Genomic DNA, 23,004 nt, shown 5'->3' with positions numbered 1-23,004 from the left:
AAGGCAAACGGCACCCCAAAGGGTGCCGTTCTTGATTTGGTGGCCTGGGGCGGAATCGAACCACCGACACGCGGATTTTCAACACATCCCACAACGTGAAATCCACGCGTCCAAGCCGAAGATTTGCAACGCGTTTTTCGCTTTCTCTCCCCCTGCTCCGCCGACCTACCGAACCTCCCGCCGAACTTTTCTGAGCCTGGCGCCTGATGCCCATACGCCTTTCCTCAAGCGGCTCAACGGCATAGCGCCACCGCCCTCCGAACCGAACTACCGAACCTGTGCCGGTGGGTCGGTCGATCTGCGCGGGAGCATGCCCTTGCTCCCGGCAGACCGCCGCCTCTGCGCCTATGCCGCCTTCGAGCCCGAGGGCCTGACGATCACTGACGCCTCGTTGGCCGCCTCCTTCAACTTCTCGCCCGACAGGTGGGCGTAACGCAGCGTCGTGCGCGGATCGGCATGGCCCAGCAGCTGTTGGATCAGCAGCAGACTTTGACCCGCGTTGGCGAGGAAGGACGCGAAGCTGTGGCGCAGATCATGCACACGCAGGTTCTCGATCCCCGCCTTCGCGCGCAGGCGGTACCAAGCGCGGGTCAGCGTGACCCAGGGCTTGTTGGTCGCCTCGTTGACGAAGAGGTAGTCGTGCTTGCCTTTGGTCCAGAGCTGGCTGAGCACCCACATGGCCGAATCGTTCAGCGGCACGGCCCGGGACTTCTTGCTCTTGCTGTTGCTGGCCGGAATGCGCCAGATGGCGTTTTCAAGATCGACCTGTTCCCACTTGGCCTGCAGTGCCTCATTCAGCCGTGCGCCCGTGCTGAGCAAGAACAGCAGCGCATAGGACGCGCCATAGGCCAAGTCGGTGGTCAGGACGGCCACCAGCCGCTGGGTCTCTTCGGCCGACAGATAACGCTCGACCTTGTTGTCGACCTTCATCAGCGGCACCTTGGCGAGCACGTTCTTCTCCAGGAACTCCCACTGCTGGGCGAGGTTGAGGATGCGCTTCAAGTACACGATGTGGTGGTCCGCCGAGGCCGGCGCGAGCTTGTCGACTTGCACCAGCTCGTTGTGGAACACCTGCACCTCGCGGCGACGAATCTCGGTCAGCTTCAGGTGGCCGAACTTCGGGCCAATGCGGTGGTACAGCTGCAGGTCGCGGCCATGACTTCTCTTGCGCATCGCGTTGTGCGGGTTGACGTGGTCGCGAACGAACACATCCAGGGTCATTTCTGCCGGTGCTGCCGCTGCAGCGTCACCTTGCTTGGCGGCCGACGCGTGTTCGGCGCGCAGCATCTTCGCGAGCTTCTGGGCTTGGGTCAGGCTCAGGTCCTTGATGGTGCCGAGTTTCTTGTAGATGTTTGTTCCCTTCTCGTTTTTCAGGCGCAGGTACCAGGTCGGCACCGACTTTTGGGATGCGCGGCATTCGACGAACAGGCCGGGATCGCCGTCAACGCCGTACTCGATCTTCTTCATGCCGGCGGGACACACCAGGCCGGTCGCCATGAAGGCGGGCGTAAAGGTTTTGGTGGGCATTCAATCTCCTCTGTGGTGAGAACAATCTGCGCGGGCGCTCCGAAAGGCAGCACGCATTGCTGGGTGGATGACCGACGGGAATGCCGAGCGGCAAGGTCCCATCGCGATAGGGGCCAGACGGCCACAAGACTTGTGAAAATCCTTGGGTGACATGGCAGTAGCGGCACGCGCAACGGCACGTGCTGGGCGCCCGTTACTGGGGCTTTGAAAAGGCGCCGCCGAGGTCAACGACGGCGCGGCGTGCTGTCAGAACAGCGGCGGCAAACGAGGCATCAGTGACGCCGTCGATGGGGTGCTGAGCTGCTCGTCAGAGGTGGCACTTGAGCCGCTCTCGCGATCGCTGCGCACGTCACCCTGTTTCTCCGTTGCGGCAACATCGGGGGGAACCGTAGGCGGTGCTGTCGCAGCGTCCGGCTCGGATGGCGTCTTGATGGCCTCGGGCTTCAGGTAACGCGTGAACGCGTCCTTGAAGTCCGCTACCTCATAACCCTTGGGCGTGCTGCCGTTGGGCTCAGCCAAGGTCTTCGGCTGGCGCACTGTCTTCGGCTTGATCTGATAGGCATCCAGCAGCTTGGCCAATTGGCGGGGCGTCAGAGGCTTGCCACGGTTGTACGTGTCCCAGCCCATGTCGTCGTCCTCGATCAGCTTCTGAATGAGGTCGGCCGTCTTGATGGTCGGCTTGGCCCACTTCGACAGGATCTCTTTGATGTCCGCCAAGAGATCGTTGCCGGCGCTCGACTGCGATTCACTGGCCGCCGACATCTTGAGCGCCGCATGGGTTGCTCGCTGCAGCCAGGCATCGCCAGCGCACATCGCGATTGCCAGCAGCGGCTCCCAGTTGTCCTGCGCACGGTCGCTCATATCGTCGGGCAACGCGGGGCGTGCAAGACGGACCTGCTCAGCGTGGTCCAGCGCGAAGCGCGCCACCTTCGATGCCAAGCGATTGAAGACCACATCATCGGCGTTGCGGAAGCGCTCGACCTTCTCGTGGGTCAACTTGCGGCGCATGCCGAACACGATGCCGCGACTCATGGTGGCGTCCGGCAGGTGCTTCTCCAAGGCAATGCCAGCGATGGACTTTGCGCCGTACACCGAGAACATCTTTGGTTCGATGCTTTCCGGACTGACCTCGCTGCGCAGTACGAAGCCACCGCGCTTGTAGCCAGCATTCACCATGCCGTGAAGTTCGGCGTTCTCGCGAAAGAAGGTGTCAGCTTCGTCGATCAGCAGCGTGGCACCCCAGAGTTCGATCGACCGGAAGAGCGCCGAGAGCGACGCATTGGAGGCAAACAGCGGGCGATAGGCCAAGCGCCCCAGGATGGTCTGGAACAGCGTTTTTGCGCAGGCTCGCTCGGGCGCATTGATGATCGCAATTGGCGAAACATCTGCAACATCGGTCAGGTGGGTGTGCACCACCCAGAGCGCCGCCGCGTCGGCCTGCTCGGGCTCCAAGATGATGTACGTCTTGATGACCGTTGCAATCGCGTCGAGGAGTTCAGCGGGATTGACCGGCTCATCGGCAGGCTCGTGCTCCATGAACGGCAGGCGGCTACTGGCACCAGCGCTGGAGCGCGCGGACTTCACCATGTCATCCAGGGTCTTGAGCTGCACCCCCAGCTTCTTGGCCTCCTCACGGCGGACCTTGTCGTACTCCACGGCTGTCATTGCCGCCAGGCGCGCCACCACGTCGCCCACGGAATCGACCGACGGGGCGAGTGCAGTTGTCGCTCCGTTCTCCGGTTCGGCGCTCACGATGGCGGGATTCACGCAATCACCCTCAGAGGCCGCCATCACTGGGTCCCCTCCGCAACGATCTGAAATGCATCACCTTCCGCCTCAGCACAGATGTCCATCCAGTCACGGTCTTGCTCAGCGAGCATGTAGCGCAGCGTCGCCATCCTGAGTGGGCGCTGGTGGTCCAGGCGGAAGGTCTTCCACTTGGCGAGGACATCGCAGGTGCCCTTGTACTTCGCACCCGACGCGCTCCAGGCATCGAACAGTTCGAGGCCCGCCTCCGATCCTCCGGAGACGTTGAAAATGATGGCGCCGATGCGCAGCCAAGTGTCGTAGCCGCAGTCGGCTGGCAGGTACTTGAGGCCCGTGGCCAGCAGGCGCATGGTGCGCTCGGTGGGCGCTTCCACCACTTTGCGGCCACCAGCGTCAGGCTCAGTAGGACGGACAAACGTACCGAAGTGCTCCAAGAGCTTCAGCGGCGCGACGGCCATCTCACTGGCGTGTTGACCGGAGAACTTCACGAGGAACTTGCCGGTGCTGGGCGGCAGGATCACCATCGTGCGCCCGGTCTTGACGTCGATGCGGTCGTGAGCCTCGCCGACGATCATGCTGGTGGTCTTGCAGGGCAGGCCCACGGGCTTTGCAAAGTAGTGGTGCTCGCCGCGCCGCGTCTGCACGATCATGGACGGCAGTGCGCCGCATCGGCACTCGGCTTCGATCAACGCAGCCACTGCCTTGGGGCTGTCCGCATCAAGGACGATCAAGCCGTCGCCGACGATGAAGCCGATTTCGTGGGCCGGGTTCGCCGCCCAATGATGGACGATCCGATGTGGCGATCGGCGTTGCAGCCACAGATCCCACTTGACCGCCGTCTTCTTGGTGTCCGGCAGTACGGGAATGACGTTGAAGCCCAGGCCGAACCAATACAACGCGTTGGCGCGGTAGGAGCTCGCGAGCTTCGGGAGGGTGCTTTTGCGGTCATCGCGATCGGGCGGATCGGATGCTGCGTTTTCCGGTGATGGGAAGACTGCCGAGCTCAACGAGGGCACAGCAGCGGGTGCATCCGACGTGGGATGCGGAGAAGGTTTGGCTTTCATGGAACATCCGAATTCAAGGATGTCCGTCTGATGCGGCAGCACTCGTCAGACGACGAACGACTCTGCGTGTGCGCCCATATACCCGCTTGGGTAGCCTCCCGCCGGGAGCTATGTCATCTGAACCGGACTACCGATCAGCAGCTATGGCATCTGCTGACGGCGTCTATGGCCGATCCGCCTCTAAGCCACCATGGTGGAGGGCGGATTTGCAGCTCGTACGCGCCGCGCACATACGAGTTTCCCACTGGCAGATGTTCGCCTTCCGGGAGGTGGGGCGCTGGTGCCGGAAGACCTTGGGAACATCGGGCGCGGATTCTGCGGTGCAACCCAGGCCACGGTCAAGGGGAGCGAAGTTGCCGCAACGCCGCAACGTTCTGGAAGGAGCTGCCGGTGTTTCGCTGTTGCGGCAGTTGCGGATTGCGTCGCCGACATCCGGCCCAAAATTTAACGCTCTCGGCCAAGACCTGTCGCTGGCTAGCAGTCGTCTCCTGGACACATGAACGACGATCTAGCATCGATCACTTCGTGCTCAAGAAATGAGCATCAGCCATCAAGCGCTACGTATTGCAGGGAGACTCTGTGGCACTCAAGAAGGACTTTGAATTCATTGCTTCGCTCTCGTCTGATTTCTTCCAGCGAGCTCACATCAAGAAGACGCTCAAGGCCATCAACGATAGCGAAATGACCGGATGGGAGAAGTGGCTGCAGATCGAATTGGCTGCTTTTCTCGAAGCCCGAGATGACATCAAGGCTTGGTGGCGGGAGTCCTCCTACGAAATGGACAAGCGGCTGGTGGAGTCGAGGAAGCGATGCGCCGTCGACTTCCTTGTTCATCAGAAGTGGAAGCAGTCCCACATGGCTCTAGAGCTAAAGCAGGTCAACTCGCCGACGGCATGCGTTCAAGGAATGATTCGAGACAAGAAGAAGATTGATGGCATCAAGAGCGCCAAGTACGACATTCGTAGCGTCTGGTGCGTTGGCGTCCACCGGGCCGTAGACCCAGCGGAGGTCGCGCGCCTTGTCGCGTATTACGGAAGCAAGCTCAACTCGCCAGTGAACCCGAAGCTGCTGTCCACTGAACGGATTGGTTATTCGCCGTACATGTTCACGATTTTCTAGGCTGTGCGCAGAGCACGGCCGTTCGGATGCGGGCCTGCGCGGCAAGCGTGACAGCAAAAAATAGTTCGTCGGCTCGCCCCTCCCGACGCACGCAACCCTCAGCATCGCTGATGGAGTCGGTGGTCGGGAGGGTGAGACGCACGGGCTGTGCCCGATGGAGCGGCGATATGGCCCCAGGCGGGCCAGTCGAAGGCGGAGGATGGCCCCGGTAGTCAATCCCAGGCCGCGTGGCCCCTATGGCCCGCTTCGTGGCCCGAAAGCAAGACCGCTTCGCTGGTGATGACCAACGGAAGCAGTTCAGCGGGCAAGTCCCAGTCTTGGGCGTGTTGCGCAGCGATGGTGATGGAGTCGATGTAGGTCATGGGGTTTCCTTTCAATGGATATGGAGGGGGATTCCGGGAGGCGGCGGCGATGGCCTATTGCTTGGCCTTGGCTGCCTTCGACTTCTTGGTCGTGCTGGGATCAATGAGGGCCATGACGACCTTCTCGAAGGTCATCGTGGGGACGTGCTCGTGGATGCGCGTGTTTTCTTCGTTAGCCCTGATCAACCCCAGCTCCTTCAGCGCAGCCAGCACGAAGCCGCTGGTGTTGATGGACCGGCCCGGGTGCAGCGAATGAAAAGACTTCGCCGTCAACTTGGTCGCGCCCTTTGCGATCTGGTCGATGGCTTCGGCGGATGCCCAGCCGTCGAACCACATGCCCTTGCCGCTGTTGTCGGCGATGCGAAGGTGCAGGGTGTGGTCTTCTTGATGCCGGCCGACGACGAACGTCAGCGTTGACCGGCCTGAGATTGACGGGCATTCGCCCTCGTACACGGGCTCGATCGGGTCAATCTCGGTGGGTGCTTCGACTTCGATTTCTGTCATGAGTAGTTCCTTTCGTTTGGGGTGGGTTGGGACGACCTTCAGGCTGTCCATATAAGGTGCTGAAATTCCCGCAGTGCCTTCAGCGCAGGCACGCGAAGACTTCAGCCGGGCGCTGCCGGATCAGCTCCAGCAAGGCCATGCACTCGGCCAGCTCACGGGCCATGCCGCCAGCGAACTCAATGACGGCGGCGCGTTCCTCCCAGGCTTCGCGCAGATCGGCATCGAGCTGGGCCACCAGAGCGGCGACGGTGGGATTGCTGCTGTTCATCGGACCTCCCGGTCAGAAATGGGCGAAAGAAAAGCCACCCGAAGGTGGCTGCGAATGGGGACTTCGATCGGGCGCAGATAGAGCCTCACGGCTGGACCTCCCGTTGCGCATCGGCTGCGGCATACCGCGAGCACATCGCCAGTAGCTCAGAGGCCTGGGCCTCAGCCTTGGGCACATAGACCACGATGCCGAAGCCGTCATCGCTGAGCACATAGGTCAGCTCGAACCAGCCCGTGTGCTCGGTCAGGCTGTCCCACGAGGGTGTGAAGCCCGGCGCACCGAACGGCACGGCATCAAAGCGATTGCTCAAGATGCCAAAGCCGAGGGCGGCGTCGATCTGCTCGACCGCATCGCCGGCCTGGACCACGATGAACGTGACCAGCTCGCCAATCTCATCGGTGTACTCGGCCAGTTCGCCGGTCCGACCATCGATCAGTCCCTGCAGCTCGGCATCGACGCCGGCCGACAGGAATGCGCGCACTGCCGCCGCATCTCGCAACACATACATAGCGACTCCTTCAGAAATGCAAAAGCGCCCAGGGATCGCTCCGAGGGCGCTTGCGGTGGATGGACAGGGACAGCGGGCTACCGGCCGAAAGCCAGATACAAGAGGGCGTAGAACGCCAGGACGTTGATGATCAGGATGAGTGTGGTCTTGATCGTGGCCATGAAGGCATACACGACCTCGCGCCAGGCGCGGCGCATCCAGTAGCGGACACGACCAGGCCAGCTGTGGTCATCGGCGTGGAAGTCGTGCATCGCATCGATGGCGCGATCCAGGTCGCGGCTCAGCTCGGACAGGGAACGGGAAGGGCGGGACGTTGGCTTTTTATTGGTCATGAAGCTCCTGTGATGGCCATAGAAAAGGCGCCCCGGGATTGCTCCACGGGGCGCCTGGCGAAAGGGTTCGGGTTCGGTCAGTTCGATGCGGACAGGTCTCGCAGCAGCCGCAAGGTCAGCTCATCCAGGCCGACGCGGTAGGTGTAGGTCTTGCCCTCCTGGACATTGGTTTCCACCTGCACGGGCGGCACCCTGCCGGTGATGTTGAACATCCGGGCCTCGATGAACACCGTCCCGGGGTCAGCCGAGACGATCACCTTCTCGCCTTGCCGCAGCTCGGCAACCTGCCGGCCGTTGACGAGGATCGTGAACACATGCTCGGCACCATGCAGACCCTGATCCCGGACGATCGTGACCTTGGCCGGATTGGTGGACTTAACGACAGGACGCTCGAAGACCCGTGCAGGCGGAACCTCGCGGGCTTCATGCAAGGGCGTCGGGCTCGTTCCACAACCTGCGGCGAAGCAGGCCACGAAGAGCATCGACACGATGGACGGGCGTGACTTCAAGTTAGATCTCCCACAGGTTGGTGGCGCAGGACGGGCAGATGCGGTGAAAGAAGGAGGCGGGGCCACCGCCAAACGAACGTGGCGGACCAGCCGGCAGCCAAGAACATCGGGGCCAACAACTTCTCGGCCTTCTTCTAAGCGACTGCGATCCATTGGGGCGAGCTGCAAATCCGGCCGATGTCGGCTGCGGTGACGGCCAAGCCGGTCTCCACTGGCACAGGTGATCCCTGAGCAAGATCTGAAGTTAGGACGTTGCGCCCACGCGCCTCCTCGGCGATCAACGTGGGCAAGGTCGAGGCGATTGCGCCAGTAGCGCCCTGGGATACCGGCAATTGCGATAGTTCTCGAAAGATCTGACGGCTTCGACTGCTTACCGAGCCTGCATAGCCTTCAGCGCTTGTTTACATCCATATATTCGCATTCGAAATTAACCTATTTGGCAGAAGCCGTGACACAGCTCACCCATACATTGAATTGGAAGCCCAAAATGGAATGGAATCAAACTGCCTCGCGAACCATTATGCTTCCGCCATTCATGTCGGGGATGGTGAGAAGGCGCCAGTTTTGCAATACATACAAGATTATCTTTGACTTCTTGTTTGCATACTGCCCCGTCGCATCTGGCAACCCAAAACTTTCGAGTCCTGCCGTAAGCTCTATTTGCATTCTGTCCCCCAAAAATATGTATCTATCGTGGTGAGCCTGACGGAATGCAACGGTCACAAGCTGGCAGTCGATAGTTATCGCCGGATTAATCGGCTGCAGGTGTGAAGCTATTTGAGCGTCATTAAAGCAATTCGCACCCAAGTCTGTGGTCCGAATATGTAGGCTACTTCCAGGCCTCATGATTCCAGCTATGCGCTCCAGGAAATGCATCGACTTCAAGTTTATGTACTTGTCGTATATAACTATCTTATCCTCTGGAAGAATGTACTTATCAAGCACCGAAGGATGGAAATGCTTCGCCGAATCAAGTAAAAGGGTCAATATCGGATTGTCGCCCTGTGACTCCTCGGGCGGCGCCGCACGAGGGTCCAGATGGATTAATCCTAAGGCTGCAAGTGCACCAATTGTGCCTGCAGAAGGGGCCGTTGGATCATGAAACAGAATCCCACCGCTAAAATAGGCTGCCGCTCCATAGTCCACTGCTGGCGCTGCAAATGCGGTAAAAACTTTTGGCGCGTCATTTACAGAGCAAATTTGGAAACGACCGTGTGCCTGGAAATATTGAATCCAAGTTTGAAAGTATTTATTTCCTGCGAGAGTTCCTTGGTAATCGGAAATGATCTGGGGTGTCACAGCAGCGCGGCCCGAGTTGACGTATGCAAAAGCCGTTGGATGTGCGCCTCCTTCGAAAATTATTCGCAATGCATCAACGTGGGCGGCGAATCTCACTAATTTCTCCGTCATTGTTGGAGTTGGAGGATTTGGACAGCGCTTGCATCTTCTTTTGCAATAATTTCATTGCTAGTCGATAGGCTTCGTCAAAGAAGCCGGGCGGCCACTCCTGTTCGAACTCGCCCCATTCATTCAATTCAAGCAGCAATGGGGGGTGCGGTGCGTCTGGAACATAGATAAAGCTGACGTCACTAGTGCTGATTCCTTGATGGCCATCAGTATCGGGGGCGGCGGCGACAGCGAGTTGAAGGCCACGAACAAAGTGTTCACTATGGGTTTCTATCAAGAAGCGTCGCCCACTTAAGCTCGCAATCGCTACGATCTCAGCAAGGCGCGTTTGCACACTGGGATGTAAGTGCAATTCAGGCTGCTCAATTATGAGCGTGCTCCCATCCGGCATGACTGCGATTTGCACTAGGATAGGCAGTATTTGGGAAACTCCAAACCCAACGTCAGATATCGCATCAACGTCTCCGCTCCCGTTGTAAACTTTTAGCTTTATCAGTTCGTCAATACTCTCGGTAGAGACGATTTTTCCGGGAAATAGCAGATCTATCCAAGAGTTCAGTTGCTCAAGCCTTTGTCTTTGCACTGGCCTCGAAGATCGCTCTTTAGAGGCGCGCGCCTTAAGGTTGGCAAGTACGCTCGGGGTATGTTCTCCAGCGGCTCCCACAGAAAGCAGGTGACCAGTTCTTGCGTACGAGCGGGACGGACTCTTTCGCAATGGTCCAAGATAGAAGAACTCTTTATCTAGGCCTCTAAAAAATTCGTCGATGATGAATTTGGCAATATATGCCGGCAACCCATACGTGGACAACTCCCTCTTGGAACCTGATAATGAATCATTGCCATGTATGTCCGGAACGATCGAGAAACGGTCATCAATGCGCACCGACACCTTGTGTGACGCTTCCCTGAGAGGATCTTCGCTGCCCTTCGGCCCCCTATTCAGGATAGGAAAGTGTTTTGCGATTGCTTCGCGCGGCAATTCGAGATAATAAGTGTCGCGCGTTTTCTTCTTGGTAATGTGCAGAATCTGATCGCCGGATCCGCCGTCGCACACTGTGAGCTCCTGCAGTCGGGCTTGCTGTGTAATGTGATCGTGCGAATACTCTAGTCGCAGGTTTATTTTACCGTTGGAGCCCTCCGGCATTAAAAAGCCATCCGATGCTGATGTAAACGTGGTTGATATTTCTATATTCTTTGATGTGTCGTGGCCATGGACATAATCCTTGTAGACACCAAGATCAACATACTCGCCTTGGGTTGCGAGTGATTCATTTTCATTGGTGGGTGAAGCGGTTTGCTTCAGTGCAAGAATTGCTTTGATCGCCGAGGACTTGCCGGAACTGTTGGGCCCGAGCAGTAGGGTGATTGCGCGATCTAGTGAAATTGTGACTTCGCCAAATCGTTTAAAGTTTTTTAATCGCAGTTCAGAGATGTGCATCGTGCGCCTTCAGGTGTTCGAAGTGGCTGATTTTCATAACTAGTGATTGCGGAATTTTTGGTTTACTCGGAAAACCCGAATTGTGCAGCCGGGACAATCGATTTTGGCTCTCTTGGTGGGGGCCATCCATAATGAAGGCATCGATCTGGTCGGCAATAAAATTCGCCTCTGGATTTTCAGTTGCATTCAAACCTGCGAGTCGAGCCAAACTTGGCTCGCAACCCAGAGCTCATCAGCTAGGTTATGGGGAAAGCGCTCAAGTGTCTGTCGAACTGCCTTGGCCTGGGTTGTGCCTGACATTTGCCGCGTTAATCGGGTCGCTTATTGAGTCGACATAGCTTGCAGACCAGCCAAATAGTTTGTGCTGTAGTCAGGTTTGTCGGTGATGCTGCTTTGGTGTTCAGTCTGAGTTCGGCCTGAGCTGCGGTAGAGGCCAACATTGAACGGCAAATGGCCACGGCTGCTGTGGGCGCAGTCTTCACCCCGTTCTCCGTGCCTATTGATATTGGGAGATGGTAGACGCGGGCCAGCGCTTGTGCCGTTAGGGGAATGCCCAGCTACGTCCGAGAAGTCCCCGGCCGAACCAGGTGAGAACTGGGGCAAGCGTATGGGGCGCAGGTGCGAGCATTTCGCGAGGCCTTACTAGTTGGAAGAGGGTCGATCCGCCGCGGTTGAGATGGAGTTCGCTGGCGAGCGCCTCAAGGAGCGCGATCTTGAGGCCTTATGCCGAGCCTCCCACCCTCTTGAACGGGCGACTCTTATGCGAGCGATGTGGTATTGACCCGGTCGAGCCCTACGGTCGAGCAGCAGCGGAGTGATGCATCGAATTCCACTACTCGAAAGCGCATGAAGCAGACATGGAAGAGGGAAACGGGACACGGTTGGCCGATCTTCAGTGCCGGCGCGCAAATTGCCATCGGTTGGTTGGGGCAGCGTGTGCTCCGTAGTCTTGCCCCTTCGGCCGCTGAGCAAAGGCCTGACCTACTACCGAGTAGCAAGTGCAACAAGCCACGGCGCAGAACTTGGTTGAAGAGGTACCCGAGAAACGCGCAAGCCCGTGTGTCATTCGGCCGAGCAGCGAGTTGGGCCAAAGTAGGAACCCCACACGCTTTCGCATGTGAGGCTTTGATGTGGCTCCGCGACCTGGGCTCGAATCAGCGTCCTACGGATTAACAGTCCTATGGCCTGCCACGGAGCTCGCATGCCGGCCAAAGTCTCCCCGACTACGCACGACGCCCAACGGCACCCCTTTGAGGGCACGCTGGCACCGAACCGTCGCCGAACCAAGGCTGATCCGCCTCAACTCACCGCCTCAACCTCTGCACGCACACCAAGCCCATGCTGGGGTGCACAGCATCGCAGCCAACTGTTAGGCGCGTCGCTGTCAAAGCTCATCAGCAGGTCAGGAGACTGCCCAACCGCGGCGGTCCTCAGGACTTCAGCCACGCACGTCTTCTGCACGTCGGTCGCCGGATGCTTGAGCTTGGCATCAAGCAGCGCGACTGTCTCGTTTCGCATGCGGTCCGAGCCCAAGACATGCCAGACACAATCGACTTCATAGCGTTCCACGGCGTCCATCCGGCTCTCGCCGTCCAGCCGAGCTTCTTCGGCGAAGCGCGTCAGCGCGCGGGTGCAGAGGCTCTCGGCGACGGGCTTCAACAGTTCGTCATGCGAGTTTTCAGCAACGACGTGTGGCTCCTCGCTATATCGATCACCCATGGAAACTCAATCCTTCGGGAGCCCATGGGCGGACGGTCGACCGCAGAAAGCAAAAGGCCCCTAACTCCGTTGGGAATCAGGGGCCTGCAATCTTGGTGGCCTGGGGCGGAATCGAACCACCGACACGCGGATTTTCAATCCCCCTGTAATCGTGTTTTGCATTGTTGAGCCGCATTCGTATACTCAATGCGAATCAACACGTTAGCGCACATACACTGGCGACCCATCCAGCTTTTGCGTTGACACCCATTCGCCAAAATGCCTATCCGTTGGCTACATGGCGGCTACACCAAGGGGAACCCATGGCACGACGCAAGGCAGGCGCTGACATCGACCTGAGCAAACCGCATGACCTCACCGCGGGGCTGATCGACGGGCTTGCCTGCCCCGCCGGCATGCAGCAGGCGTTCCTCCGCGACTCGGAGACCAAAGGGCTGCGGGTGCGTGTGACGGCAGCCGGCGCGAAGGCCTTCGTCTTCGAGTCCAAGGTGAACGGGAAAACGCTCCGCCGCACCATCGGAGACGCCAAGGCCTGGAGCATCAAGGATGCCCGCATTGAGGCCAACCGCCTGCGCGTGCTGGTCGACCAGAAGCAAGACCCCCGCGAGCTGGAGAAGCAGCAGGCAGAGGAAGCCGCACGGCGGGAAGCCCAAGCGCTGGCCGAAGCAAAGGCCGCAGAGGCGGAAGCTGCAGCCATGGCCCTGACCGTTGGCCAGGCTTGGGCGCGCTACCTCGCTGAGCGCCGGCCGCATTGGGGAGCGCGCACCTATGCGGATCACCTCAAGGCAGCGCAGGCAGGCGGGGACGAACGCAAGCGCCGGCCAGGCGTGCTGACCAAACCCGGGCCGCTTGCTCCCTTGATGGCAATGCGTCTGGTTGACCTTGACGCCGCCGCCGTAGAGGCCTGGGCGAAGCGTGAGGCGCCAGACCGACCGGCCCGAGTGAGGCTCGCGCTACGGCTGATGAAGGCCTTCCTGCGCTGGGCCGCTGAAGAGCCCGACCTGAAGGGCCGCGCCAATCCGGCCGCCGCCAGCGCGAAGAAGGCCCGCGAGGCTGCAGGCCGCCCGAAGGTGCGCAATGACTACCTGCAGCGCGAGCAGCTGGCCACCTGGTTCAAGCATGTTCAGGCCATCCCGAACCCTGTCATTTCTGCTTACCTGCAATGCCTGCTGCTGACTGGCGCTCGCCGGGAAGAGCTGGCCGCGCTGCGCTGGGAGGAGGTGAACACCCAGTGGCGAGGCATTGACATGAAGGACAAGATCGAAGGCCGCCGAGCTGTGCCGCTGACCCCCTACGTCGCTCACCTGCTGGCAAGGCTGCCGCGCCGGAACGAGTGGGTGTTCTCAAGCGCTCGCACCCTGGCTCTTGACCCCAAGAACACCAAGCGCCGCGAGCTTCGCCATGCCAAGGCTGGCACGCTCGCCCCCGCTGGCGACGTGACGACCACGAGCGAATCGGGCCGCATCACGGCGCCCGACATTGCCCACCGCCGCGCCTGCGCTGCGGCTGGCCTTGAGGGGCTGACGCTGCATGGCCTGCGCCGCTCATTCGCCAGTCTCTGCGAGTGGCTTGACATCCCGGGCGGCATCAGCGCGCAGATTCAGGGACATGCACCGCAGGGGGTTCGAGAGCAGAACTACATCCGTCGCCCGCTGGACTTGCTGCGCGTCCACCATGAGCGCATCGAGGCCTGGATTCTTGAACAGGCCGGCGTGCAGTTCGAGGCCGCGTCAGTGAATCCGACGCAGCTGCGCGCCGTCACCTAACTACCCCACAGGTAGACGGCGGCCGTCATTTGGTATGCCGAGCGTGACTTTGTTTGGTTGATGCTAATTAATGCGGAACTGTGTTCAACGGCCCGGAGGGCAGAAGCATGGTTCCGCAATCCTCACCACATCAATCAACATCGCGCCAGCTGGTCACGCCTGCCACGCCGCTGCACGCTGAGACGCGCACCGCCGTCGACACCGAGACAGCTGCAGCGCACCTGAGTCGCCGGCCGCAGACCTTGCGCCTGTGGGCTTGCAAGGAGAACGGTCCGATTCGGCCAATTCGCGTTCACGGCCGGCTGGCCTGGCCGACCGCCGAGCTGCGCCGGCTGCTGGAGTGCGGAGGCAGCACACAAGGCGGCGCGCAATGACCACGCCGCGCTTCACCCACTGCGCCGGCTGCGACTGCCGCGAGGCGTGTCGCTGGGCCAAGGTCTGCATGGCCAAGGAGTCGGCCAGGCTGATGGACGAGGCCACCGACCCGGCTGCCAACGAGACGCCGGCATGGCCTTGGAAGCCGCCCGCTGACGCCGACCGCAAAGAGGTGCAGCGATGAGCGAGAGCTTCGAGCAGCACGTCGAGCGCTACGCCGCTGACAGCCGCGCCATCGCAGCTCACAAGGCCCGCAAGGTGCGCGAGGTGTACCCGGCCACCACGCCAGAGCGTATCGAGCAGCTGCAGGCCATCCGTGAGGTCTGGCGCACCCACAGCCACGAGACTCAGGTGAGCATGCTCATCGACGCCATCGTGCTGGGGCCGCTGATCCCGCACGAGTGCCGCACGTACATGGGCATGCCGAACCCTTCGGAAATCGTCAGGCTGGCCAACGATCGGCTGCGGCACCACGGGGTCATGATCCATTCGACCCCGGCCACCCGCATCGACGAGCTTGGCAACGCTCGGCCGACGACGGTCTACGAGCTGGCGTATGACTGAGGCGGACGGCGCCTGCACGCCTGCCCCTGCCGGTGCAGTCTTCTTCTGCATCAAGGGACAGGGCTACACAGCAAGGCCTGGCCGCGGGAAGTCTCTTGGGCGCGGAGTCCTGGCCGTGGCGCTGCGGCACAACCTGCGCCACAGCATGCCAGGCCATCCGTCACCCAAGGGAGTGGACGCGACGTTGACGCATCGAAATGAGGTCGTCATGGGCGGCAGCACGCCCGAGGAGGCCATGCGGCTGTTCGACGAGGCGCTATCCGCCCGCGGCGTCATCAAGCCAGCCCGTGCGGATGCATGGCTTGCCATCGAAGTCGTGTTCGGAACGTCCCCAGGCATGCGCGACCCTGACGGCTACTTGCGGGCCTGTGCTGACTGGCTGGCCAGCGCGGCGGGGGCGCCGGTCATCAGCGCCGTGATTCACCGAGATCAATCGACGCCGCATCTGCATGCCATCGTCGTGCCTGTCACTGGAGCCGGCAAGGAGTGGAACGTCGGGAAGGAGAGGCGGCCGAGCGACGGTAGGGCCTGGAAGGGAAGCGACCTGTTTTGCAGTGACGCGATGGCCCGTCTCAACAAGGATCACGCCCAGAACGTCGCGGCGAAGTTCGGCCTGAAACGCAAGGCCAACCCGACACGGCTGCAACATGAGGCAGTCGTCCATGCGGTGCTTGAGTGGATGGAGCAGAGCCCGGCCATGGAGTGCGTGACCTGGCCAGCCACCGAAGCGGAGATTCGGCTGGATCCGTTCCCACGCGCCAAGCTGATCGGCCTGGACGCCGACGCCATCATGGCTCGCGTCGGCCTGGCTGATCGCATGACCCGGCCAGCCAGTGATGAATCCGGCCGCCACCGCAGCGAGCGCAAGGCGCCAGCCAGGAGCGCGAAGGTGGCCCACGAACACGGAGTGGAAGGGGCTGCTGTGGGGGCTGTGAACTCCTTAGGAGCAACTCCTTCACAGGATAGGAGTTCGGGGGCGGCGCAGGCCCATGGCTCACCCGCGGCGAACTCCTTAGGTGTTGAGCCAGTCGAGCAACGCAACTCCTTAGGTGTTGCGCCCACTCCGATGACACCGCCGCCCCGGCCACCCATCTCTCCGCCGCCCCGGCCGGCGCTGTCGCTGGTGCCCAGCACGCCCGCTGCGCCATCCGCGCCGACGACGCCGCCCGCGCCGACCCGGCCTGACGAGCCGCCGGAGCACCCGCCCATGACGCCCGAGCTGCAGGCCGAGCTGGACCTGCCGAACCGGCCCAAGAACCCATCCCCCGCCTACCTGCAGTTTGAGGCTGCCGAACTCTGGCGCTTCCGCCAGGAGGTGCAGCGCAAGCTGGCCAGGCGCCAGAACCGGCCGGCCAAGGCCGCCACCCGCTGAACACCGAGGACTAACCCATGAAGCCCTGCCTGAAACACATCCTGTCCCTGCCTGAAGAATTCCAGGACAAGCTGGTCAAGAAGGTCGAGACCCTCATCAGAATCGGCGTCGCTCAGCAGGACGCGAATCAAGCCGCGCTGTCGGCGCTGATCGAAGAGGCCATTGATGAGATGGAAGCGATCGAGTCGGCGTTGCGCGAACAGCACCCGGACCTGTTCATCCAGACCGACGCCATGCGCGCCGCCAACGAGCCAGCCACCGCACCGCCCGCGGCTGACGACCAGGCCACAACGCCCGAGCTGCGCCACTCCCGAGGCCAGCACACCCTGCCCGACTTCGGCACGTTGGCCCAGGCCCAGGAGGCGCTGCAGGACCGTTACAACCGCTGGAAGCAGACCATCGAGGCCGTGCGCGGCCAGGGCGGCACGGTCAACGAGGTGAACGACTTCTACGCCACCGAGGAGCGCTTCTGGGGCAAGGTGGGCGCGCAGAACGAGGCGTTCGGCAAGGAGATTCAGCGCTTCGTCCGCGACGTGCACGCCGATGGCCTGGAGCTGGACGATGTGGCCCTCTACGCCTACGCAAAACACGCCGCCGAGCGGAACCGGCACATTGCCAAGCTGCGCGCCGACATGCCCGATGGTGGCTCCGGCATGGCCACCGACGAGGCGGACGCCATCCTGACGGCGGCCGGGCAGGCGGGCCTGGATGAAGCGCTGGACCGACACGCGCAGACCCTCTGGGACTGGATTGACGGCACCCGCGATGTGCTGGAGCAAGGCGGGCTCATCACCCCCGAGCAGCGCCGCAGCTGGGATGACTCCTTCCGGTACTACGTCCCGCTGCGCGGCCGCGAGGGCATGACCGAGAAGCGGGCCAGCAGCAAGGGCTTCAACCTCAAGGGCAAGGACGCCATCCGCGCGATGGGCCGGCAGAGCAAGGCCCAGCAGATCATCGAGCAGATCATTCAAGACCGAGTGCGGGCCTACACCCGGGCCGGCAAAAACGAGGTGCTGCGCTCCTTCCTGGCCTTCGTGCTGGACAACCCGAGCCCGAACCTGTGGCAGGTCGACGCTGTGGAGACCCGGCCTGTCATCCGCCGTGACAGCGAGGGTGACGAGGTGGTCGAGCTGGCCGACCGCATCGTGACCTCCAACACCATCACCATCATGGACGGCGGCCAGTCGGTGCGCGTGCTGGTGAAGGACGAGGCGCTGCTGAACCAGTTCAAGGCCGTGAACGAGGGCGAAGTTGGCCGGGTCATCGGCGCCCTGCTCTGGGCGAACCGGAAGGTGGGCGCCATGCTCACGACCTACAACCCGGTGTTCACGGTCATGAACGGCCTGCGCGACTACCAGGCTGCGACCGTGGGCATGGTGCGCGAGCTGGGCTTCGGTGGCGCCTTCGGCCTGGCTGCCGAGTACCGGGCGGCCATCACTGCCGCGATGCGCGCCGAGCTGGGCGGCAAGGCTTCGCCGGAGTACCAGCTGTTCAAGGCGCTGGGCGGGACGACCGGCTACGCACCCATGGGCGACCTGAAGGCCACCGAGAACGAGCTGAAGGAGCTGATGCGCCAGGCCAAAAGCCGGAACCTGCCGCTCAAGGCCGCGCGCAAGGCACTGGAGCTGGTAGAGAGCACCAACACCGCCATCGAGAACGCGACCCGCTTCGCTGCCTTCCAGGCCGCACGCAAGCGTGGCAAGACCGAGGCCGAAGCAACCAGCCTGGCCAAGAACATCACGGTGAACTTCAACCGCAAGGGCACCAAGACGCCGTGGCTGTCTGCCTTCGTGCTGTTCCTGAATCCAGCCATCCAGGACACCGCCCGCATCGCGCGCAATCTGTCTGACCCCAAGGTCCAGGCCCTCATCGGCACGGCCATGGTGGGCGTGTTCATGCTGGCCCTGATGAATGCCGACATGGGTGGCGACGATGACGACGGCATTGCCTTCTGGGACAAGGTTCCCAAGGATGTGAAGGAGCGCAACATCGTCATCATGTCGCCCTTCGGCCCGACCCGGAATGACGCCGGCCAGCTGGAGGCGAACTACATCAAGCTGCCCATGCCCTACGGCTACAACGCCCTCAAGGTGCTGGCCGAGCAAATCGCCGACCAGTACCGGCGCAGCGCTGACCCGGCAGCCGGCCGCAGCCCCGCGGAGTCCGTCGCCCATGTGGCCACAGCGCTGCTGAACAGCATCCAGCCGGCCAACGCCATCGGCCAGTCGGTAGAGGACGGCAGCAATCTCGTCCTGGCGCCGTTCTCCAACGCCCTCGGCCCCATCGCCCAGGGCCTGGCCAACAAGTCAGGTTTCGGGTCTCCGTTGCACCCCGAGAACGCCCAGACGCGCGACCTGCCCGACTCGTCCAAGGTGTTCGCCGGCCAGGCCGGCACGGTGTTCGACCGCACAGCCAAGGCCTTGAATACGGCCACGGGCGGCAGCAAGTACGAGAAGGGCCTGATCGACGTGAGCCCCGGCGCGCTGGAGAACGCTGTGCGCTTCTACGGCGGCGGCATCGCTTCCTTCAGTCTGGACCTGGCCAACGCCTTCTACGCCCGGCAGCACCTGGAGCGCGAGGAGATGGACGCGGGCCGGCTGCCCTTCGCTCGGCAGCTGCTGGGCCGCATCAACGCCGAGACCGACCGCATCGGCTACGACCTTCTGAAGAAGGGTGAGGAGGCGACCCAGCCGATGGAGGCCGCACGCAAGGCCGGTGACGCCGAGGCCATCGATGCGATCGAGCAGAGGCACGGCGGTATGGCATGGGCTGGCACCCAAGTGCGGCATGTGCGCCAGCGCCTGGGCGAGCTGCGCCGCCGGGAGCTGGAGGTGATCGAGAGCGATGCCACCGACCGGGAGAAGCTGGCCGAGCTGAAGGACATCCGCGAGCAGGTACGGCTGGCGCTGCAGAACTGGAACACGTCCTACGTCGAGCTGGTGCGCGAGCGGGCGGCCGCGAACGATGCGCGCAAGGCTGGCACCTGACCGCGTTGCGGCTGTCCAACCTTGTACGCATCCTGTCCAACACAGGGCAGCCACGACACCGTAAGATCCACCCATTAGGTAGACACCTGATCGCGCCGGATTTATCCGACCACTTGCCGAGGCGCGCAACAAATGACCGGCTAAAGCGTCGAGCCGCGTCTTCCCCGCACGCTGCCCTGACGATTCAGAGCAGCGGGAACGGAGATGACATGGAAGCCAACCTCATCAGCACGCCAGCCTATGAGCTGGGTGCCAAGCTCGGAGCCAACGAGCAGGGCTACAACCTGGAGCTATGGAGCTTTGTGCCGACTGCACGCCGGCCGGAACCGCACCGCAAGCTCCAAGCCACCCTATCTAAGGACGGACTCTTGCGCCTGCGCTGGCTGATCGATGACGTTCTGCGCGCATGCGGTGAGACCGAGCTTGATCGACCCCAGGACCGCAAGCCGATCGTCTACCCACCCGGCAAGGGGCCGCATGCGGCGAGTTTGTTCCTGTATCAGGTAGAGGTGAATCGCCGCAACCGGCTGGCTGCGCTCCAGTCGCTGGATGAGGGGCGCACGAAGTTCACAACCAGAGAGCTGGCATCGCTGGCACAGGTGCTGTCTCGTGCCCTAGCTGACAGGGCCACGAAGGAAGAGTTCGACGCAGCCCGCGCGCTGCAGGAGGAGTGAGATGCTGAAGCTGTGCTCCTTGGCAGAGGTGGATGCCAGCAACTGGCCGCGAGGTCATTGGTATGAGCTGGCGCCCGGCCCGGACGACGGCAAGCATTGGGCGCCTGACGGTACCTTCGTCCGAATGGACGAGTGGGAGCGCATGCTGGAGCCCCTCATTGAGGGTCGAGTCCCGGACTACGACCGCTACCGGCGCACGCACGCTGACGCGTCTGCATGGGAGCCCTTCTTGGACTATCTCGCCGAGGTGGCGCAGCGCCTGCGAGAGGCCGATGAGGCGCCCATGCTGCATGTGCTGCTGCCCGAGCTTCCTGTGGCGTTGCGCTGGGAACTGGCGCGCGGCTTCCCCACTCTGCCGGCCGAGCTTGCCGCAGACCTGGATGCAGTCAGCGACTGGGTTACCGCTGCCCTCCGGCACTGGAAGTCCATCACCATCATCGGACTGTGAGCCCGGGGCATGGACAGAGCATCGCCGACCATCTGGAACTCACGGGCCTGCCTGGAACTGGTGCGCCTGGCCAAGGAGCAGCACCCGGAGCCGTGCATCGTGCCCGCGAGCGCTGCCACGGCGCTGTGTGTCGCTGGCATCAATGCAGTGGCCAAGCGGCTGTACCGGCACGTCTGGGTGATCGACTGCAGCCCGCAGGCTGAACGGCGCCGCAGAGGGCTGCTGACCAGGCTGCGCGAGCCTCTGGCGCTGCGGGTGAGCTACGGAGTGTGCGACCCGGCCGAGCACGGGACCGGAGCGGCGGCGGCCCCTGGCGCCTGGGCACGGGCCGTCCATGACGGAAACAGCCTCGGGCCGTCGAGCTGGCTACCGGGCAGTGCTCGCAGGCTGGTTGATGCTCGACGCGATGAAAGGCTGTGCATCTACGTCTCCCCCCATGGCCACCCAGACGCCGAGCATTGCGACGGCTCCGTCATTCGCTCGCTTGGACTGTGTGACATCACGGTGATGGCTGCCGGCCCTGTCCGGTGGCACTGGGACGGGTAGGGAAAGTCCCGGTAAACGATGGGTAGACGAACTCGGTGATGTCTACCTGAAACCGACTCCGCAGGTAGACAGTTGACCATCCAGGGGCGTCGATTTCCTTGGACCATCTCGGCACAGTTGAGCCACGCCAACCCCGGCGCAACTCACTGGAGAACGACATGAACGCAACCACCCAGCAAGCCACCCTCCTGACCGCCAACATCCAGTTCCAGCACTGGCTGTACCGTGCCAACCCCAAGGCCTGGAAGGCGGCCGCCCGCGGCTTCAGCGGCGCCAGCGCGACCGAGATTGCCCGCGCCACCGTCGCCGGCCTGAGCGGTGCGGCCGACCTGGCGGGCCTGGACGCGGGTCACTTCCAGGCCCAATTCGTGGCCCCCTTCTTCGCCCACCTGGCGCAGACCCAGCACTGACCCGAGCGCGCGGCCTGTCCGCGCCTTCACGCCATCCAGGCCCGGCACCCCCGGGCCTGTTTCATTTCCAGTCGAGCGCGCTTCATGCACGCGGGCTGTGCCTCTGTCACGCAACAGGCAATGCACCGCCCAGCGCTGTTTCGTTTTGTGTTGCGCTGTTGCGCGGGCCGCATCGAAAGCCGGTGAAAGCCGAGCCGAAAGCTACGGCGCCCGGCGCAACTTTCTGCAACCGGCGCGCAACCTGGGCCGCTGCTGGCGTGCTGACGAACTGCTGACTCCTGCTGCGCCGCGCATGTCTCAGGCGTGCTGCCGGATGCTGCGGCCTGCTGCGTGGGGCTCGTGCCCGCATCCGCGAACGCTTCGGAATGCTTCGGTGAGTGCGCGTCAACGAGGCGCTTAGCTGCCCCGACCGCTACATGGTGGCTACATGAACCCCAGAAACAACAAAGCCCAGCGGGTGAGGCTGGGCTAAGTCGTTGATTTTCTTGGTGGCCTGGGGCGGAATCGAACCACCGACACGCGGATTTTCAATCCGCTGCTCTACCAACTGAGCTACCAGGCCTTTCGCACGTCACGGCGTTGAGCCGATCAGCGAAGTCCGTGACTGTAGCACAGATTTCTGTGCTGTGGTCAGCCGCCGGCGCCGCGTTTGTTGCGGCTGAGGTCAACGCCGAGTTGCTTGAGCTTGCGGTACAGGTGGGTGCGCTCCAGGCCAGTCTTCTCGGCCACGCGGGTCATGGAGCCGTTTTCCTTGGCGAGGTGGAACTCGAAGTAGCTCTTCTCGAAGGCGTCGCGCGCCTCGCGGAGCGGGCGGTCGAGTTCGAAGGTCTGCTCCGACGCGAGCGCGTTGCTGACCGGCATGTGGCTGGACAGCGCCATGCTGTGGCTGCTGGCCACTGGCAGGCTGCCGACATCGGCCACGCGGGTGTAGCTGGGCAGGCCGGGCACGGCGGGCGCGGGGCGCGGCGGGGCGGTTTTGACGAGGGCTTGTTCCACCGCGCGCAGCAGCTTTTGCAGCGTGATGGGTTTTTCCAGGAAGGCGATGGCGCCGAACTTGGTGGCTTCCACCGCGGTGTCGATGGTGCCGTGGCCGCTCATCATGATGACGGGCATGGTCAGCAGGCCGGCACTGCCCCACTCTTTGAGCAGGGTCACGCCGTCGACATCGGGCATCCAGATGTCGAGCAGCACGAGGTCGGGCCGCATGCGCTCGCGCACCGATCGCGCCTGCGTGGCGTTCTCGGCCAACTCGATGGTGTGCCCCTCGTCGCTGAGGATTTCTGACAGCAGGGCGCGAATGCCGAGCTCGTCGTCGACAACAAGAATGGTGGCCATGAA

Annotated in this window: 24 protein-coding genes and 1 tRNA gene; 10 read left to right on the top strand and 15 right to left on the bottom strand. The window is 62.3% G+C overall.

Annotation, left to right across the window (positions count from 1 at the left end; translation table 11 throughout):
* Positions 1-345: 345 nt before the first annotated feature.
* From ACG01O_RS13005 to ACG01O_RS12995, 3 genes are all read right to left on the bottom strand, one after another.
* The gene (locus tag ACG01O_RS13005; protein WP_394385203.1) at positions 346-1,527 is read right to left on the bottom strand and encodes a tyrosine-type recombinase/integrase; all 1,182 of its coding nucleotides are present in this window, start codon (positions 1,525-1,527) and stop codon (positions 346-348) included.
* Positions 1,528-1,773: 246 nt separating this feature from the next.
* On the bottom strand, positions 1,774-3,294 hold the full coding sequence (locus ACG01O_RS13000) for a DUF3631 domain-containing protein (RefSeq protein WP_394385202.1): 1,521 nt from the start codon (positions 3,292-3,294) through the stop codon (positions 1,774-1,776).
* A 23-nt stretch (positions 3,295-3,317) separates the two neighbouring features.
* Positions 3,318-4,358: a bifunctional DNA primase/polymerase gene (locus ACG01O_RS12995; protein WP_394385200.1), complete on the bottom strand. Its 1,041-nt coding sequence runs from the start codon at positions 4,356-4,358 to the stop codon at positions 3,318-3,320.
* A 579-nt stretch (positions 4,359-4,937) separates the two neighbouring features.
* Between ACG01O_RS12995 and ACG01O_RS12990 the strand changes: the two genes are divergently transcribed.
* Positions 4,938-5,477, top strand: a complete 540-nt coding sequence (locus tag ACG01O_RS12990; protein WP_394385198.1) for a hypothetical protein — start codon at positions 4,938-4,940, stop codon at positions 5,475-5,477.
* Between the two features lie 212 nt (positions 5,478-5,689).
* Here the strand turns inward: ACG01O_RS12990 and ACG01O_RS12985 are convergent, their stop codons facing one another.
* The 10 genes from ACG01O_RS12985 to ACG01O_RS12940 all read right to left on the bottom strand — a co-directional run bounded on the left by ACG01O_RS12985 (position 5,690) and on the right by ACG01O_RS12940 (position 12,524).
* Positions 5,690-5,839 carry a hypothetical protein gene (locus ACG01O_RS12985; protein ID WP_394385196.1) on the bottom strand — a complete coding sequence of 50 codons (150 nt, stop codon included), beginning with the start codon at positions 5,837-5,839 and terminating at the stop codon, positions 5,690-5,692.
* A gap of 54 nt (positions 5,840-5,893) precedes the next feature.
* The gene (locus ACG01O_RS12980; protein ID WP_394385194.1) at positions 5,894-6,343 is read right to left on the bottom strand and encodes a hypothetical protein; all 450 of its coding nucleotides are present in this window, start codon (positions 6,341-6,343) and stop codon (positions 5,894-5,896) included.
* Positions 6,344-6,422: 79 nt separating this feature from the next.
* Entirely contained in the window at positions 6,423-6,611 is a 189-nt protein-coding gene (locus ACG01O_RS12975) for a hypothetical protein (RefSeq protein ID WP_394385192.1), read from the bottom strand.
* Positions 6,612-6,696: 85 nt separating this feature from the next.
* On the bottom strand, positions 6,697-7,119 hold the full coding sequence (locus ACG01O_RS12970; protein ID WP_394385190.1) for a hypothetical protein: 423 nt from the start codon (positions 7,117-7,119) through the stop codon (positions 6,697-6,699).
* A 77-nt stretch (positions 7,120-7,196) separates the two neighbouring features.
* Positions 7,197-7,451 carry a hypothetical protein gene (locus tag ACG01O_RS12965; RefSeq protein ID WP_394385188.1) on the bottom strand — a complete coding sequence of 85 codons (255 nt, stop codon included), beginning with the start codon at positions 7,449-7,451 and terminating at the stop codon, positions 7,197-7,199.
* A gap of 77 nt (positions 7,452-7,528) precedes the next feature.
* Positions 7,529-7,960 carry a hypothetical protein gene (locus ACG01O_RS12960; RefSeq protein ID WP_394385186.1) on the bottom strand — a complete coding sequence of 144 codons (432 nt, stop codon included), beginning with the start codon at positions 7,958-7,960 and terminating at the stop codon, positions 7,529-7,531.
* 498 nt (positions 7,961-8,458) lie between these two features.
* Entirely contained in the window at positions 8,459-9,355 is an 897-nt protein-coding gene (locus ACG01O_RS12955; protein ID WP_394385184.1) for a hypothetical protein, read from the bottom strand.
* The gene (locus ACG01O_RS12950) at positions 9,333-10,805 is read right to left on the bottom strand and encodes an AAA family ATPase (RefSeq protein WP_394385182.1); all 1,473 of its coding nucleotides are present in this window, start codon (positions 10,803-10,805) and stop codon (positions 9,333-9,335) included. Before ACG01O_RS12950 ends, ACG01O_RS12955 begins: the two co-directional genes overlap by 23 nt.
* Complete coding sequence (locus ACG01O_RS12945) at positions 10,792-11,013, bottom strand: hypothetical protein (protein WP_394385181.1); 222 nt, start codon at positions 11,011-11,013, stop codon at positions 10,792-10,794. Before ACG01O_RS12945 ends, ACG01O_RS12950 begins: the two co-directional genes overlap by 14 nt.
* A 1,091-nt stretch (positions 11,014-12,104) precedes the next feature.
* Complete coding sequence (locus ACG01O_RS12940; protein WP_394385178.1) at positions 12,105-12,524, bottom strand: hypothetical protein; 420 nt, start codon at positions 12,522-12,524, stop codon at positions 12,105-12,107.
* A gap of 302 nt (positions 12,525-12,826) precedes the next feature.
* Between ACG01O_RS12940 and ACG01O_RS12935 the strand changes: the two genes are divergently transcribed.
* The 9 genes from ACG01O_RS12935 to ACG01O_RS12895 all read left to right on the top strand — a co-directional run bounded on the left by ACG01O_RS12935 (position 12,827) and on the right by ACG01O_RS12895 (position 21,666).
* Positions 12,827-14,290 (top strand): tyrosine-type recombinase/integrase, encoded by a 1,464-nt coding sequence (locus ACG01O_RS12935; RefSeq protein ID WP_394385176.1) that lies wholly within the window; start codon positions 12,827-12,829, stop codon positions 14,288-14,290.
* Positions 14,291-14,660: 370 nt separating this feature from the next.
* The gene (locus tag ACG01O_RS12930) at positions 14,661-14,849 is read left to right on the top strand and encodes a hypothetical protein (RefSeq protein ID WP_394385174.1); all 189 of its coding nucleotides are present in this window, start codon (positions 14,661-14,663) and stop codon (positions 14,847-14,849) included.
* The gene (locus tag ACG01O_RS12925) at positions 14,846-15,229 is read left to right on the top strand and encodes a hypothetical protein (protein WP_394385172.1); all 384 of its coding nucleotides are present in this window, start codon (positions 14,846-14,848) and stop codon (positions 15,227-15,229) included. The genes ACG01O_RS12930 and ACG01O_RS12925 overlap by 4 nt, the downstream gene beginning before the upstream one ends.
* A gap of 115 nt (positions 15,230-15,344) precedes the next feature.
* Positions 15,345-16,601 (top strand): plasmid recombination protein, encoded by a 1,257-nt coding sequence (locus ACG01O_RS12920; RefSeq protein WP_394385170.1) that lies wholly within the window; start codon positions 15,345-15,347, stop codon positions 16,599-16,601.
* A gap of 17 nt (positions 16,602-16,618) precedes the next feature.
* Positions 16,619-19,588, top strand: a complete 2,970-nt coding sequence (locus ACG01O_RS12915; protein WP_394385168.1) for an LPD38 domain-containing protein — start codon at positions 16,619-16,621, stop codon at positions 19,586-19,588.
* A gap of 209 nt (positions 19,589-19,797) precedes the next feature.
* Positions 19,798-20,262 carry a hypothetical protein gene (locus ACG01O_RS12910; protein WP_394385166.1) on the top strand — a complete coding sequence of 155 codons (465 nt, stop codon included), beginning with the start codon at positions 19,798-19,800 and terminating at the stop codon, positions 20,260-20,262.
* Position 20,263: 1 nt separating this feature from the next.
* A complete protein-coding gene (locus ACG01O_RS12905; protein WP_394385164.1) occupies positions 20,264-20,710 on the top strand; it encodes a hypothetical protein in 447 nt (148 codons plus the stop codon).
* A gap of 9 nt (positions 20,711-20,719) precedes the next feature.
* Positions 20,720-21,256 (top strand): hypothetical protein, encoded by a 537-nt coding sequence (locus tag ACG01O_RS12900; RefSeq protein WP_394385162.1) that lies wholly within the window; start codon positions 20,720-20,722, stop codon positions 21,254-21,256.
* Positions 21,257-21,414: 158 nt separating this feature from the next.
* Positions 21,415-21,666, top strand: coding sequence for a hypothetical protein (locus tag ACG01O_RS12895; RefSeq protein WP_394385160.1), 252 nt, complete (start codon positions 21,415-21,417; stop codon positions 21,664-21,666).
* A 486-nt stretch (positions 21,667-22,152) separates the two neighbouring features.
* On the opposite strand, the gene ACG01O_RS12890 is transcribed toward ACG01O_RS12895, so the two are convergent.
* Both ACG01O_RS12890 and ACG01O_RS12885 read right to left on the bottom strand, forming a co-directional pair.
* Positions 22,153-22,228, bottom strand: a tRNA-Phe gene (locus ACG01O_RS12890).
* A 68-nt stretch (positions 22,229-22,296) separates the two neighbouring features.
* Positions 22,297-23,001: a response regulator gene (locus ACG01O_RS12885; protein ID WP_394385159.1), complete on the bottom strand. Its 705-nt coding sequence runs from the start codon at positions 22,999-23,001 to the stop codon at positions 22,297-22,299.
* Positions 23,002-23,004: the final 3 nt, after the last annotated feature.

Origin of the sequence: Pelomonas baiyunensis, assembly GCF_043555935.1 — a bacterium.
GTDB lineage: Bacteria > Pseudomonadota > Gammaproteobacteria > Burkholderiales > Burkholderiaceae_C > Pelomonas > Pelomonas baiyunensis.
The sequence above is the reverse complement of the archived record's forward strand: the minus strand, read 5'-3'. Positions and strand labels throughout refer to the sequence as shown.